Source organism: Nocardia sp. NPDC057272 (genome assembly GCF_042668615.1).
In the GTDB taxonomy this organism is placed as follows: Bacteria; Actinomycetota; Actinomycetes; order Mycobacteriales; family Mycobacteriaceae; genus Nocardia.
This window is the reverse complement of sequence record NZ_JBHUYK010000031.1, coordinates 1-13,205: the sequence shown is the minus strand read 5'-3', so window position 1 is coordinate 13,205 and position 13,205 is coordinate 1. Positions and strand designations below refer to the sequence as shown.

Genomic DNA, 13,205 nt, shown 5'->3' with positions numbered 1-13,205 from the left:
ACCCGCCGCGGCCCGACTCGAAGGAGCAGTCCATGACAACCACGACCGTCACCGCCGATCAGCTCGCCGCGACCTGGACCGAGCTGTGGAACGGCAGCACCGAACTCGCGACGGCGTTGCTCACCGACGACTTCGGCATCCGGTTCGCCTCGCCGACCCGCGACATCACCGACGCGCTGCGCGGGCCCGCGGCGTTCGCCTCGTTCGTCACCGAATATCGGGCACAGCGACCGGACGTCGGGTTCGTCGTCGATTCCGACGCGGTCGGCGGTCTCGATGCCACCGGCACCGGAACATTCGCTGTCCGTTGGCATTCAGCGCACGACGACATTCCCGCGCACGGCGGGATCGACATCTTCGAAGCGGTCGGCGGGCGACTGCGCAGGGTGTGGTCGGTCGGTGGCGCCGCTCCGTTCACGCTCGACTGACCGCACCCCGCCTCACTTGCCGCGGATGATGCGGCGCAGCTTTTCCAGACGCGGGGCGATCGTGCGTTCGTTGCCGTGGTCGGTGGGCAGGTAGTAGTCGGTACCGACCAGTTCGTCGGGTGGGTACTGCTGGGCAACGACGCCCTCGCGGTACTTGTGCGGGAACTTGTAGCCCTGGGCGTTGCCCAGCAGGGCGGCGCCCGCGTAGTGACCGTCGCGCAGGTACGGCGGCACGGCACCGGCCTTGCCGCGCGAGACATCGGCCATCGCCGTGCCGATCGCGGTGGTCACCGCACCGGATTTCGGGGCGGTCGCGAGATGGATGGTGGCCTGCGCCAGGGCGAGTTTGCATTCGGGGAGGCCGACCTGCTGGACGACCTGGGCTGCCGCGGTCGCGGTCTGCAGGGCCATCGGGTCGGCCATGCCGATGTCCTCGCTCGCGTGGATCATCAAGCGGCGCGCGATGAAGCGGGGGTCCTCGCCCGCGGCGAGCATGCGCGCCAGATAGTGCACGGCGGCGTCGACATCGGAGCCGCGAATGGACTTGATGAACGCGCTGATCACGTCGTAGTGCTGGTCGCCCGCGCGGTCGTAGCGGACGGCGGCCTTGTCGACGGTCGCCTCGACCGTTTCCAGGTCGACGGCGCCCTCGGTCGCCGACTCGGCCGACGCCTCCAAGGCGGTGAGCGCGCGGCGAGCATCGCCGCCCGCGATCCGCACGATGTGCTCGATCGCCTCGTCGCTGACGGTGTAGGCGTCGGCGAGACCGCGCGGGTCGCTGATCGCGCGGGCGAGGACCGCGCGGATGTCGTCGGGAGTGAGCGGTTGCAGTTGCAGGACGAGCGAGCGCGACAGCAACGGGGACACGACGGAGAACGAGGGGTTCTCGGTGGTCGCGCCGACCAGCAACACGACCCGGTTCTCGACGGCGGCCAGCAGCGCGTCCTGCTGGGTCTTGGAGAAGCGATGGATCTCGTCGATGAACAGCACGGTCTGCTCGCCCGCGGCGAGCCTGCGCCGGGCGAGGTCGATCACCGCCCGCACCTCCTTCACGCCGGCTGACAGCGCCGACAGCGCTTCGAACCGACGGCCGGTGGCTTGCGAGAGCAACGAGGCCAGCGTGGTCTTTCCGGTGCCGGGCGGCCCGTAGAGCAGCACCGATGCCGCACCGGACCCTTCGACGAGCCGGCGCAGCGGAGACCCGGGACCGAGCAGATGCGTCTGGCCGATCACCTCGTCCAGGTTCGCCGGGCGCATGCGGACGGCGAGCGGCGCGCCGGAGTCGCGCCGGAACGCCGCGTCGGCGCCGGGTTCGGCGGACGCGTGTTCGCCGGGCACGTCGAAAAGGCTGTCGCTCACGTTGTGCAGGGTACCGAGGCCCTCGGACATGTACTGCGAAGCGCACCAACCGACCCCCGCAGATCGACCAGGACCTTCCACGCAGATGGACAGTTGACCAACAATCCTCGGGTCGACTTGCGCCGGAGCGTTTCGTGGGCTGTGATCGCTGATCGTGGTCGAAAACAACAGCGCCGTAACCTCCCAGCCGGTCGGGTTCGCCCGCCGCACCCTGTTCGCCGGTTCCACGGCGGTCGCGGCGGTCGCGGTGCTGGGCACCATGGCGCCGGCGCACGCCGCGGGTGCTGTCTTCCGGCACGGCGTCGCGTCCGGCGACCCGCTACCGAGCGCGGTCATCCTGTGGACCAGGGTCACGGTCGCCGAGGACGCCGCGCCCGGTTCCGGCCTCGGCGACGCGGCAGCGGTGCGCTGGGAGATCGCCACCGACGCCGGCTTCGGCACGCTCGCCGCATCCGGCACCGTCACCGCCTCGGCCGACACCGACCACACCGTCAAGGTCGACGCGACCGGCCTCACCCCCGGTCAGGACTACTTCTACCGTTTCACCGCGCTCGGCGAGACCTCACCCGTCGGCCGCACCAGAACAGCGCCTCCACCGGACAGCGAGGTCGACCGCCTCCGCCTCGGCCTGGTCTCCTGCGCCAACTGGGAAGCAGGCTGGTTCGGCTCCTACCGGCACCTGGCCGCGCGCACCGATCTCGACGCGATCGTGCACCTGGGCGACTACATCTACGAGTACGGCCGCGGCAAGTACACCGGCCGCAACGGCGCGGTCCGCGCACACGACCCGGCGAACGAGATCGTCACCCTCACCGACTACCGCACCCGCCACGGCCAGTACAAGACCGATCCCGACCTGATGGCCCTGCACGCGGGAGTGCCGTTCATCTGCACCTGGGACGACCACGAGTCGGCCGACAACTCCTGGCGCGAGGGCGCGGAGAACCACGACCCCGCCACCGAAGGCCCCTGGGCCGACCGTAAGGCCGCGTCCACCCGCGCCTACCTGGAGTGGATGCCGGTGCGCGCCACGCGCGCCGACGGCCAGGTGCAGATCTACCGCCGCCTGCGATTCGGCACGCTGGCGGAACTGTCGATGCTGGATCTGCGCACCTACCGTGACGAGGAGGCGGGGCCGGGCGGGGGATGGCGGCACGCCGACGACCCGTCGCGCACCATCACCGGCCGCGCCCAGATGGAGTGGCTCACCGCGGGGCTCACCTCTTCCCCCACCCGCTGGAAGCTGGTCGGCAATTCGGTGATGGTCGCGCCGCTGGTGTTCCCGCCACTGGAAGCGGCCACGACCCAGGCGATCACCGAGGCACTCGGCATTCCGCAGGGCGGCATCACCGTCAACGGCGACCAGTGGGACGGCTACACCGCCGACCGCACCACGCTGTTCCGGGCGATCGCCGACAACGAAGTGGGCGACGTCGTGTTCCTCACCGGCGACATCCACACCTCCTGGGCCGCCGACCTGCCGGTGAACGCCGCGAACTACCCGGGCGGACCGACTGTCGGCGCGGAGTTCGTGATTCCGTCGGTCACCTCCTCGAGTGTCGGCGACCTGCTCAAGATGCCCGCCCGCACCGCGTCGGTACCGGCGGAAGAGGCCATCAAGGCGGCCAACCACCACCTGCGTTACGTCGAGCTCGACTCACACGGTTTCGGCGTGCTCGAGGTGACCGCGACGCAGACGCAGATGGACTGGTTCTACGTCGCCGATGTCACCGATCCCGCGACGGGCGTGCGCCACGGCGCGTCGTTCGCCGTTCCGGCGGGCGGTCGGCTCGAACCGCGGCCGGCTCCGATGTCCTGACCGGGGTTTGCCGCGACGCCGCGGAAATCGGCGCAGAATTCTTCGGACAGGGTTGTCGATTACGCCCGTGGCCGCTCGTCGAGTGAGTACGGCACCCGACGAGCGGGCAGCCCACACCCGAAGGAGCACATCATGAGCCAGTACCTGGTCCTGATCTACGGCGACGAAGCCGCCTACGCCGCGTACTCCCCCGCCGAGTTCGACGACATGCTCGCCGCGCATCGCACCTTCCAGCAGATCGCCGGTGACGCCAATCTCGGTGGGCAGGCGTTGCAGCCCACCGCGACCGCCACCACGATCCGCCACGACGCCAACGGCGAAGTCGTCATCACCGACGGGCCGTTCGCCGAGGCGAAGGAAGCGCTCGGCGGCTACTACTTGCTGGAGGCGCCCGACCTGGATGCCGCGATCGCGATCGCCGCGCAGGTGCCTGCCCCCACCGGTGGCGTCGAGGTTCGCCCGATCCAGGTCTACCCACAGTCGTGACCACGGTGGCGGCCGCGGCCGTCGAGCAGGCGCACCGTCGTGAATGGGCCTTCGTGCTCGCCGCGACGGTGCGGCTGGTCCGCGATTTCGACCTCGCCGAAGAATGCGTCCAGGATGCCTACGCGACGGCCCTCACCGTGTGGGCGAGCGACGGTGTCCCGGCCAAGCCCGGCGCCTGGCTGACGACGGTGGCGCGACGCCGGGGCCTCGACCTGCTACGCCGCGACAGCACGTTCCGGCGGGCGCTGCCCCAGCTCGTCGTCGACGAGCCGGTCGCCGACACCGCCGATCTGGCGCTGGCCGACCTGGACGACCCGGCGATCCCCGACGACCGGTTGCGGCTGATCAGCACCTGCTGTCACCCCGCGCTCGCACCACAGGCCCAGGTCGCGCTGACCCTGCGGCTGGTCTGCGGTGTCACCACCGCCGAGGTGGCTCGCGCGTTCCTTGTGAGCGAGTCGACGATGGCCGCGCGCATCACCCGAGCCAAGAAGAAGATCGCGGTCGCGGCCATCCCGTATCGGGTGCCCTCGGTGCGGGAACTGCCGCAGCGCCTCGATTCCATCTGCGCGGTGATCCATCTGCTGTTCACCACCGGCCATACCGCGCCGGCGGGTGAGGTGCTGGTCCGTGCCGATCTCGTCGACCGGTCGCTGCAGCTGGCCAGGATGATGCACGTACTGGTCCCCGACGACCCGTCCGTGACCGGGCTGCTGGCGCTGATCCTGCTCACCGACGCCCGCCGGGCAGCGCGCGTCGACGACGACGGCAATCTGTGCACGCTCGAATACCAGGACCGCGAGCGCTGGGACCGCGCGGCCATCGTCGAGGGCATCGCGCTGGTGAAACACGCTCTGCCACATACCGACCGGTATACCTTGCAGGCCGCGATCGCCGCCGTCCACGACGAGGCGCCCACGTGGGCCGACACCGACTGGCGAGAGATCATCGGCCTGTATCGGCTGTTGCTGCGCGATTCGGCGTCGCCGGTCGCGCTGCTCAATCACGCCATCGCGGTCGGCCTCGCCGGCGATCCGGCACAGGCGCTGGCCCTACTGGATCCGCTCGGCGCGGAACCGGCGCTGGCGACCTACGGCTATCTCGACGCCGCCCGCGCCGCTTTCCTCACCGATCTCGGGCGCACCGAGGAGGCGATCGCCGCCTACGAGTCGGCCTTGCTGCTCACCGACAACGCGGTCGAACGCGCCCATCTGCGTGGCAAACTCGTCGCGCTGACGAGGTGACCGGCACAGGGCAACTCCGGGTCAGGCGCCTTCGGCCGCCAGCTCCCGCTTCCACTCGCGGAAGCCCTCCTCGGTGCGGCCGCGCCGCCAATACCCCGAGATCGAGAGCCATTTCGGCGCGACGTCACGTTCCTTACGCAGGTAGGGGCGCAGCTGACGCATCACGGCCTCGGCCTCCCCGTGCACGAACGCGTGGACCTGACCCGGCAGCCACTCGGCCGCGCGCACCGCGGCCACCAGTGGCGAGTGCGCCCCGGCGAGGTCGTCGGTGATCCGGTCCGAGGACACCCCGCGATGCACCCAGTGCAGGCGCAGGTCGGCGGGCGAGTCGAGGGCGATCTCGTCTTCGGTGCCGCCCACCTCGACGAACACCAGGGCGGGCACACCGGCGGGTAGTGCCTCGACCGCAGCCGCGATGGCGGGCAGCGCCGACTCGTCGCCGGCGAACAGGTACCAGTCGGCCGCCGGGTCGGGCGCGAACGCACCGCCGGGTCCGTTCAACCAGAACCGCGCGCCCGGCTCCACCGAGCGCGCCCAGGGCCCGGCGATGCCCTCGTCGCCGTGCACCACGAAGTCGATGCTGATCTCGCGCCGTTGCGGATCGAAGGACCGCACGGTGTAGGTGCGCAGCACGGGCTGGCTCTCCGGGCCCAGCGTCGCGCGCACGGTGTCGAGATCGAACGGCTCGGGGTAGTCGACGCCGGGCACCGGAAAGATCAACTTCACGTAGGCATCGGTGAACCCGTTAGGGCTGAATCCGTCCGAGACCGTGCCGACCACCCGCACCAGGTGCGGGGTCAACCACTGCTTGCGGACGACTGTGACGGTGACCGGTATCGGCACGGCTGCTCCCAACTCCTCAGATCCCTGCCGACGGTACTCGTGTCGCGCCGGGAAATGGGGAGCCCGCTCGGCGGCGCTACTCCGACCAGCGCTCTTCGAGCATCGCCGAGACCTGTTCGGCGAAGTCGCCGACCGCGTCGTCGCCGGTCATCCTCGCGTCCTCGGCCAGCGCCGACCACCGGTTGATCAGTGCCTCCGAGCGCGGCACCGACAGCCCGTGCTCACGCGCGGTGGCGATGCGGGCGTGGTCGGCGGGCAGGAACCAGTACGTCGACAGCCAGACCCAGATCAGCCGGGCCTCGAGGATTCGTTCGGCCAGAACGGTGTCGTCGGCCAGCGACGGCCACACACCGACTACGGCCGAACGCCAGGCCTCGACCATCTCCTTGGCACGGCTGCGCGAGAGTTCGAAATCGCACAGGCAGCCGGGGAAGGAGACCAGCGCGTAGGCGATGTCGAGGGTGGCGTCGCGGAAACCGCCCCACTCGTAGTCGAGGAACCGCGCGCCTTCCTCGTTCATGATCACGTTGTCGGGGCACAGGTCCGACGGGCTGAACGCGCGATAGCGGCCGCCGGTGAACAGGCGGTTGCCGTGCACGATGCGTTCGGCGATCTCCCCGGGCACCTCGATGCCGAACTCGGCTTCGAGCAGACCCGGGACCTCGGCGATCGCGGCCTGCGCCTGCTGGGCGATCCCGTCGACACGATGCGCCGAGTCGACCCGGCGCATCAGGGCGACGAAGTCGGGTTCGCGGCCGACGGTCGCGGCGTGCATCCGGCCGAGCGCCTGCGCGAACGCCATCAGCGAGTTGCGGGTGCCCGGCTCGACACGTGCCTGCAGCACCGAGGTGAGTAAGGCGTTCTCGCCGAGGTCCGACAGCACGAGGAGCCGGTCGGGAACGCTGTGGGCGATCAGGAAGGCTCCGGGGCGCTGTTCGCGACTCAGCGCGGTGGTGAACTGGTAGGACACCGCCTCGCGCAGGAACGCGGCGTCGATGCTGGCGACGCCGGGCGCCAGACCACCGGTGCGGCGGTCAGGACTGGAACCGCGCACCTGCTTCACGATCAGGGTGCGCGGCAACGAAAATGCGTTTTCCGCAACACGCACGCGTAGGACTGTCGTCCTACCACTGCCGCTGAGCTCCATCGGATCACTCAGCTTTACCGGAGCACCCATTCGCTTTGTGAGCAACTGTTGTGCTGCGGACACGACGTCGGCGGCGCGTTCGGCCAATAGTGCGGTCATCGCCTCTCAAGCTACTCGTACCCGGTCACTTCTAGCGAGCGGTTGGACAACCTTTCCGCGTCGCTCGGCGTGTTGGCGCCGAGGTTGCGCGTGTGTGCCTGTTCGCTTGACACATCAGCCGGTCTTCGGGTTTTCTCATCGTGAACTGCTGTGCGCCACACCGCAAACCGGTTGAGTCGAAAGGTCTATCACAGTGACCGACACTCCGTACGCCGCATCGAGCGATTCGCCGGGCGGGTCGCCTGTTCCGGGCGGTGGCGGACAGTTCGCCGGCCCCACGGGCAGACATGAGGGCACCGGGCAGCCACCGGCTCCCGGTCCGGGGCCGAGCAGGCACGGAATGGCCGGTGGCGCAGGCTATCCGCAATTCGAGGGGCCCGGCGCCGCCCAGTACGGGCAGGAGCCGGTCGAGCCGCCGCCACCGATTGCCGGACGCGGCGGGCCCACACCGCAGTACGGGCCCGCGGGCACGGGCTCCGGTTACGCGGTCCCCCAGGCGAAACCGGAGAATCCGGTATACCCCGCATCCGGCGTGTCGCAGGGCGGTGGCGGGCAGACGCCCGGTTACTACCATTCGGGAGCACAAGCCCTCGATATCGGCCGTTCGCTGAGCTACGGCTGGGAACGATTCCGGGCCAATCCGGGTCCGTGGCTCGGCGTCACCGCGGTGGGCGTGCTGATCTATCTCGGTTTCGTCGCCGTGGTCCAGATCGTCGAACCGACATCGCCGTTCAGCGTGCTGTTGCTGTTCCTGATGGTGATCGTCGCACTGTGGCTGCTGCAGGCGGCGATGGTGCGCGGCGCGCTCTACGAAACCGACGGATACCCACCGGCTTTCGGATCGTACTTCCGGTTCGTGAACGCGGGCAATGTCCTGCTCACCTCGCTGCTCGCTTTCACCGTCACGCTGCTCGCGTCGACGCTGTGCCTGCTGCCCGGCATCGTCGCCGGGTTCCTGTGCATGTTCTCGATGCACTTCGTGATCGATCAGGACTACGGTCCGGTGGAAGCGATCAAGGCGAGCGCGCAACTGGTGCTGGCGAACCTGTGGGCGGCGCTGCTGCTGGCGCTCACCATCACGCTGGTCACCCTCGTCGGCGCGATACTGTGCGGGCTCGGCCTGTTCGTCGCGGGGCCGGTGTGCGTCATCGCGGTCACCTACTCCTACCGGATGCTGACGGCGGGACCGGTCGCCCGCGTCTGAGATCAGCGGTCGAGCGCGGACCGCATGCCGATGGCCCGCTTGAATCGCCCGACCGGACCGTCGGTGTCCCCCGCCCGGGGTCGCAACTCGAGGACGATCACCCCGGCCACGACGATGCCGAGCAGGTTCACCGCGAGCTGACCGACCGATTCGAACGCGCGATGCCACTGACCGATCGTCGCCGCCACCACCGCGTAGCCCGCGGCAGGCACGGTGGTGACCGAGATGAACACCCCGATCAGGGCCGCCGACTTCGCGGTGACCAGCGACAGCATGCCTGCCGCACCGGCGAGCAGCGCCACGACCAGCGAGAACGGCCCCACCTCGTAGATGAAGTCGACATTGTGCGCGTCGATGACACCCTTGGTGGTGATCCAGCCCAGCTGCTGCCACACCAGGGTCGCGCCGAGCGTGATCACCATCGCCACCGGGAAAGCCACGGCAAGCGCGAGTACCGAACGCCGGGCCAGCCGCCAGTTACGGCGCACCAGCGCGACCGACAGCGCTGCCAGCGGCCCGAACTCCGGACCCACCACCATCGCGCCGACAATGGTGACCGGCGAGTTGGTCGCCACACCGATCGAGGCCAGCAGACAGGCGATCGTCAGAAACGCGACAAAGGTGGCGTTGAGCGAGGACTCCTCGTGCGTCTCCTTGAGCAGCTGCTCCCAGACGACCGCGTCGCTCGGGTCGCCCGGCGCGGCGTGGACCGCGCGATCGGCGGCGTCGGACAGCACCGCCGTGATCGGTTCCAGCGTGATCCCGCCGGTGTGAACGATGCCGAGCGCCTTCACATCGGCGAGGACCTTGTTGCCCGCCTCGCGCGCCACATCGGCCTGGACCAGATCGCCCGGCGGGTCGAGGGCGATCCCGCGCGCCACCGTCAGATGAGTGACACCGGCGTCCTGTTCGAGCACCCGCACCAGGGCGTCGGTCTGCTCGGGCGGGCTGATCACTCGCAGATGTAGCACCCGATGTCCTCCTGATCGGTCCCGCCGTCGCGATCGGGAACTGACCAGAAGGTACCGGGCTACCTCCGATGACCGCTATTTCTCGGCCGCAACAACTTTCGGCGCGTCGGCGGCGTCGCCCTTGCCCTTGGCCTCGGGCTTGGCGTCGATGCCCGCTTCCTTGCGCTGCTGCGCGGTGATCTGCGCGGGTGCGTCGGTGAGCGGGTCGACGCCGCCACCGGTCTTCGGGAACGCGATCACCTCGCGGATCGAGTCCTCGCCCGCCAGCAGCGCGGTGATGCGGTCCCAGCCGAAGGCGATGCCGCCCATGGGCGGGGCGCCGAAGGAGAAGGCATCGAGCAGGAAGCCGAACTTCTCCTGGGCCTCGTCGTGGTCGATACCCATCACCTTGAACACGCGTTCCTGCACGTCGCGGCGGTGGATACGGATGGAACCGCCGCCGATCTCGTTGCCGTTGCAGACGATGTCGTAGGCGTAGGCCAGCGCCGCACCGGGGTCGGTGTCGAAGGTGTCGATCGACTCCGGCTTCGGCGAGGTGAACGCGTGGTGCACCGCGGTCCAGGCCGAGTAGCCGAGGGCCACGTCGCCGCTGGCGGTGGCGTCGGCGGTGGGCTCGAACATCGGGGCGTCGACGATCCAGACGAAGGCCCAGGCGTTCGGGTCGATGAGGTCGCACTTGCGGGCGATCTCGCCGCGCGCGGCACCGAGCAAGGCACGCTGTGCTTTGGTGGGGCCTGCCGCGAAGAACACACAGTCGCCGGGTTCGGCGCCGACATGCTTGGCCAGGCCTTCACGCTCGGCATCGGTCAGGTTCTTGGCGACCGGGCCGCCGAGGGTGCCGTCTTCGTTGATCAGGATGTACGCGAGGCCCTTGGCGCCGCGCTGCTTCGCCCAGTCCTGCCACGCGTCGAGCTGGCGCCGAGGCTGGCTCGCACCACCCGGCATCACGACCGCGCCGACGTACTCCGCCTGGAACACCCGGAAGGGGGTGTCCTTGAAGTACTCGGCGCATTCGGTGATCTCGATCCCGAAGCGCAGGTCGGGCTTGTCGGAGCCGTAGCGCCGCATCGCCTCGGCGTAGGTCATGTGCGGGATCGGGGTGACGATCTCGTGGCCGACCAGCTTCCACAGCGAGGTCAGGATGTCCTCGGCCAGCAGGATCACGTCTTCCTGGCGTACGAAGCTCATCTCGATGTCGAGCTGGGTGAACTCGGGCTGACGGTCGGCGCGGAAGTCCTCGTCGCGGTAGCAGCGCGCGATCTGGTAGTACCGCTCGATGCCGCCGACCATCAGCAGCTGCTTGAACAGCTGCGGGCTCTGCGGCAGGGCGTAGAAGCTACCCGGCTGCAAGCGCGCGGGAACCAGGAAGTCGCGGGCGCCCTCGGGAGTCGAGCGGGTGAGCGTCGGGGTCTCGACCTCGACGAAGTCGTGGTTGGCCAGCACGTCGCGAGCCGCGGCGTTGACCTTGGAGCGCAGGCGGATGGCGTGGCCGGGGCCTTCGCGGCGCAGGTCCAGGTAGCGGTACTTGAGGCGGGCCTCGTCGCCGGGGGTCTCGTCGAGCTGGAACGGCAGCGGCGCGCTCTCGTTGAGCACGACCAGTTCCTTGGCGTCGACCTCGATCTGCCCGGTCGGCAGCTCCGGGTTCTCGTTGCCGTCGGGACGCCGTTCCACCACACCGGTGACCTGCACACAGTATTCCGCGCGCAGCTTGTGGGCCTGCTCGGCCGCCTCGCCCTCGCGGAAGACCACCTGCGAGACGCCCGAGGCGTCGCGCAGATCGATGAAGGTCACACCACCGTGGTCACGACGCCTCGCCACCCAGCCGGTGAGGGTGACGGTCTGACCGGCGTGCTCGCCTCGCAGCGAACCAGCCAAGTGGGTGCGCAGCACGGTATTCCTTTCGACAGACTTTCACGGACTTGTCGCACCGGCGCAGATGACCGCGTGCACTGCCATCGTAGTGAGACACGGTGCCCGGATGAAAACCGATATCTTCCTCACCGTGTCAAGCTTGTGACACCTGTCCGCCGTCGCCGCTCCCGCCGACGGTGAATCGCGCTGTGAGACAGCTGGACAACCGAGCGAAGGCGAGTACCGCGATGACCTTCAACGAAGGTATGCAGATCGATCCCGGCCGGGCTTCGTCGGGCGGCGGACCCGGCATGGGCGGCAAACTCGCCCTCGGCGGCGGCGCGGGCGGTCTGATCCTGCTGGTGATCACGTTGCTCCTCGGCGGCGATCCAGGGACGGTGCTCGGCAACTTCACCGGCGCGCAGAGCGGGCAGCAGGCACAGCCGGGGACCGCGGGAACGCCGACCCACTGCAAGACCGGCGCCGATGCGAACAAGTACGTCGACTGCCGGGTGGTGGCCACCGCGCAGAGCCTGGACGCGGTGTGGTCGGTGCAGCTGCCCAAGCAAACCGGCAAGCAGTACGTGGAGCCCGAGCTGGTGCTGTTCACCGGCGGCGTGAGCACCGGCTGCGGCAACGCCACCAGTGATGTCGGCCCGTTCTACTGCCCCGCCGACCAGACCGCCTATTTCGACACCGCCTTCTTCCAGGAACTCACCGACCGCTTCGGCGCGAGCGCGGGACCGCTGGCGCAGGAGTACGTGGTCGCGCACGAGGTCGGCCACCACATCCAGAACCAGCTCGGCGATATCGGCAAGGCTCAGCGCGATCCGCAGGGTGCGACTTCGGGCGCGGTCCGCACCGAGCTGCAGGCCGACTGCTACGCCGGTATCTGGGCCAACTTCGCCGACAAGCAGCCCTCGCCGGGCGGCGGACAGCCCTTCCTGAAGCCCCTGTCCGACAACGACATTCGCGACGCGCTGTCGGCGGCCAATGCCGTGGGCGACGACCGTATCCAGCGCTCGGCCGGTCGCGGCGTCAATCCCGAGTCGTGGACCCACGGATCCTCCGAACAGCGGCAGAAGTGGTTCCTCGTCGGCTACCGGACCGGGTCGGTGCAGGCGTGCGACACCTATTCCGCGCGTGACCTCGACAACCCGCCCGGGATACGCTGACGCCTCGAACGCGATACCAGGCACTGTCTTTCGATCGAGGGGAACCCATGCGCCCGACCATGACCGGACTGCTCGTCTGCGCTCTCGCCCTGAGCGGCGCAAGCGCACTCGCCCATGCCGATCCGGCGCCACTACCGTTGGTGAGCCTGACCACGATCCCCGACGGCTGGTCACAGCGCACCGACCTGCGTCCGGTCCTGCAGGTGTTCGCCGACGGCAAGGCCGTGCACATGCCCGACGCGGTGAGCAAGGACCGCAAACCCGAGACCGCGCCCAAGCAGGTGACCGGAAAGGTTGCCGCCGACGTGATCTCGGCCGCGCGCGAGGAGATCAACGCGCTGAAGGACACCGACTTCGGGATGCCGGCGGGCGACAACCGCGGCACCCAGATCATCGACCTGATGCCCGACGATCCGACCGATGAGGCCCACCTGGTGATCTACTCCCCCGAGGCGTCCGATGGCCTCAACCCGGAGCAGAAGGCCGCGCGCAAGCGCTTCACCGACCTCTACAAGAAGCTGGTCGACGCCTTCAAGAGCTGATCGTTCGACATCGAACCGAGAAGGGGCTCGCCGGTTT

12 protein-coding genes are annotated in these 13,205 nt (G+C 69.2%); 7 read left to right on the top strand and 5 right to left on the bottom strand.

Annotation, left to right across the window (positions count from 1 at the left end; translation table 11 throughout):
- The first annotated feature begins 32 nt into the window (after positions 1-32).
- Positions 33-428 carry a hypothetical protein gene (locus ACFULV_RS29665; protein ID WP_378662390.1) on the top strand — a complete coding sequence of 132 codons (396 nt, stop codon included), beginning with the start codon at positions 33-35 and terminating at the stop codon, positions 426-428.
- Positions 429-440: 12 nt separating this feature from the next.
- On the opposite strand, the gene ACFULV_RS29660 is transcribed toward ACFULV_RS29665, so the two are convergent.
- Positions 441-1,817: a replication-associated recombination protein A gene (locus ACFULV_RS29660; RefSeq protein ID WP_378662387.1), complete on the bottom strand. Its 1,377-nt coding sequence runs from the start codon at positions 1,815-1,817 to the stop codon at positions 441-443.
- Between the two features lie 229 nt (positions 1,818-2,046).
- On the opposite strand from ACFULV_RS29660, the gene ACFULV_RS29655 reads away from it, so the two are divergent.
- The 3 genes from ACFULV_RS29655 (at position 2,047) to ACFULV_RS29645 (ending at position 5,336) form a co-directional block, all read left to right on the top strand.
- Complete coding sequence (locus ACFULV_RS29655; RefSeq protein WP_378662502.1) at positions 2,047-3,606, top strand: alkaline phosphatase D family protein; 1,560 nt, start codon at positions 2,047-2,049, stop codon at positions 3,604-3,606.
- Positions 3,607-3,738: 132 nt separating this feature from the next.
- Positions 3,739-4,092, top strand: coding sequence for a YciI family protein (locus tag ACFULV_RS29650; RefSeq protein WP_378626966.1), 354 nt, complete (start codon positions 3,739-3,741; stop codon positions 4,090-4,092).
- Positions 4,089-5,336: an RNA polymerase sigma factor gene (locus ACFULV_RS29645; RefSeq protein WP_378662385.1), complete on the top strand. Its 1,248-nt coding sequence runs from the start codon at positions 4,089-4,091 to the stop codon at positions 5,334-5,336. The genes ACFULV_RS29650 and ACFULV_RS29645 overlap by 4 nt, the downstream gene beginning before the upstream one ends.
- A gap of 21 nt (positions 5,337-5,357) precedes the next feature.
- On the opposite strand, the gene ACFULV_RS29640 is transcribed toward ACFULV_RS29645, so the two are convergent.
- Entirely contained in the window at positions 5,358-6,179 is an 822-nt protein-coding gene (locus tag ACFULV_RS29640; protein WP_378662382.1) for a siderophore-interacting protein, read from the bottom strand.
- A 76-nt stretch (positions 6,180-6,255) separates the two neighbouring features.
- Positions 6,256-7,425: a phosphotransferase family protein gene (locus tag ACFULV_RS29635; protein ID WP_378626962.1), complete on the bottom strand. Its 1,170-nt coding sequence runs from the start codon at positions 7,423-7,425 to the stop codon at positions 6,256-6,258.
- Between the two features lie 193 nt (positions 7,426-7,618).
- Between ACFULV_RS29635 and ACFULV_RS29630 the strand changes: the two genes are divergently transcribed.
- Positions 7,619-8,629 carry a hypothetical protein gene (locus ACFULV_RS29630; RefSeq protein WP_378626961.1) on the top strand — a complete coding sequence of 337 codons (1,011 nt, stop codon included), beginning with the start codon at positions 7,619-7,621 and terminating at the stop codon, positions 8,627-8,629.
- Between the two features lie 2 nt (positions 8,630-8,631).
- Here ACFULV_RS29630 and ACFULV_RS29625 read toward each other — a convergent pair whose 3' ends face one another.
- Together ACFULV_RS29625 and aspS are read right to left on the bottom strand one after the other, a co-directional pair.
- Positions 8,632-9,600, bottom strand: a complete 969-nt coding sequence (locus tag ACFULV_RS29625; RefSeq protein ID WP_378662379.1) for a DUF389 domain-containing protein — start codon at positions 9,598-9,600, stop codon at positions 8,632-8,634.
- Positions 9,601-9,675: 75 nt separating this feature from the next.
- Positions 9,676-11,490, bottom strand: a complete 1,815-nt coding sequence (gene aspS, locus ACFULV_RS29620; RefSeq protein ID WP_378662377.1) for an aspartate--tRNA ligase — start codon at positions 11,488-11,490, stop codon at positions 9,676-9,678.
- Positions 11,491-11,699: 209 nt separating this feature from the next.
- On the opposite strand from aspS, the gene ACFULV_RS29615 reads away from it, so the two are divergent.
- Together ACFULV_RS29615 and ACFULV_RS29610 are read left to right on the top strand one after the other, a co-directional pair.
- Positions 11,700-12,626 carry a neutral zinc metallopeptidase gene (locus ACFULV_RS29615; RefSeq protein ID WP_378626957.1) on the top strand — a complete coding sequence of 309 codons (927 nt, stop codon included), beginning with the start codon at positions 11,700-11,702 and terminating at the stop codon, positions 12,624-12,626.
- Between the two features lie 47 nt (positions 12,627-12,673).
- A complete protein-coding gene (locus ACFULV_RS29610; RefSeq protein WP_378626956.1) occupies positions 12,674-13,168 on the top strand; it encodes a hypothetical protein in 495 nt (164 codons plus the stop codon).
- The last annotated feature ends 37 nt before the right edge of the window (positions 13,169-13,205 follow it).